We start from the raw sequence: 269 nt of genomic DNA, 5'->3' as shown, positions 1-269 counted from the left end.
GGCGCCGGGCGGCGAGCACCAGCTGGCCTGGGCGCGGTTCTTCGGGTCGACGGCGGCGGACGGCTCCGACTTCGGGCTGCCCCAGGAGCTGCTGGCGGGTACGGCGACGATCGACGGCCTGGACGTCGACCAGGAGCTGCGCTGGGCGTTCCTCGACCCCCTCGCCGCACACGGCGTGGCCGACGAGTCGGCCCTGGCGGCCGAACTGGCCCGGGAGGCCGCGGCGTCCGGGAAGCGGCACCAGGGGCGGTGCCTGGCGGCCCGGCCTT

1 pseudogene is annotated in these 269 nt (G+C 77.7%); it reads left to right on the top strand.

What is annotated here, in order from left to right:
- Positions 1 to 269 (top strand): annotated as a pseudogene (locus tag KVT45_RS55375) (aminopeptidase N); the annotation flags it as partial.

The sequence above is a fragment of the Streptomyces sp. GbtcB6 genome (assembly GCF_019091475.1).
Classification (GTDB): Bacteria; Actinomycetota; Actinomycetes; order Streptomycetales; family Streptomycetaceae; genus Streptomyces; species Streptomyces hyaluromycini.
This window is presented reverse-complemented; position numbering and strand designations above follow the sequence as displayed.